Annotated in this window: 1 protein-coding gene; it reads right to left on the reverse strand. The window is 50.9% G+C overall.

All coding sequences use genetic code 11. The features are described 5' to 3' along the window. On the reverse strand, nt 1-957 hold a 957-nt coding region (locus KIV40_RS05135), incomplete at both ends, for a hypothetical protein (protein ID WP_285348142.1).

Below are 957 nucleotides of genomic sequence, written 5' to 3' on the forward strand. Positions count from 1 at the left end.
CCCCGACGCTCAATGTGACCATTTCCCCTTCATAAGCATTCGGTAGAATTAGCGTGATACCTTGCTCAAAATTGACCATGGTGTCCGTCATCGAGTCAGTTTTGGCGATGTGTCGCTTGGTAGGAATGGACTGTATCGTCGGTTGGTTAAGCAATTTTAATAAAGCATGGTATTCATCCGCCGCATTAAGGTTCCCATCCGGCTCTTTACCCCAAACAGAATGATTGAGCCAAGTTTCAAGTGGCGTTCTTTGGGTCACTAGCTGCACAATCGTCACCACCGCATACAGCGCCGCGCCCCAGAAGTTTGCCGCTAATATCCAGCCCTGTAAAACCTCGCCCACAAATAGCAGATCTAAACGAGTTCTCAGTGAGTTATAGACCAACCCACCCCAACTCAAGGTCTGCAACCCGAGAGCTGCGACTTTGGCACGTAACAACAACCTTTCCGACGTACTCCTTGATGCCGCAAAGTCCTCCATGGTTTGCCAACCTTCAAGGCCGGCCGCCATCACACCGGCCACACCCGCAATCAATGAGTGCGCCACGTAGCGCTCCGCGGTAAGCACCTCTCGCATCTCTACGCCTTTCACACTGCCCGTTTTGAGTAACTTTATCGTACTCTCCATAAGGTCAATATTGTTTTGGACTTTACTCAGCGACAATCCTTTGATGACCGCACCGGTGTTATTGATAAACCAAGCCACGCTGTAACCCAACGTCATTTCTTGACGACGTGTATCGGGGTGAGGCGCCGAGTCTTGAAGCGCCTGCAGCGTTTGCATTTGCGAAACCACGTTAATCAAGTTGAGCGACGCCACCACAAAGTCTACCCGACCGATGCGGTTGAACTGACTGTCGAGTTTGCTTGCCGCCTCAGTGAAGCTGTATTTCCCCACCGCTTTACTCTCGTATTCACGAAACAGCACCGGTATCGCTTCGATATGGCGACTGATTT

The sequence above is a fragment of the Vibrio sp. D173a genome, assembly GCF_030248475.1.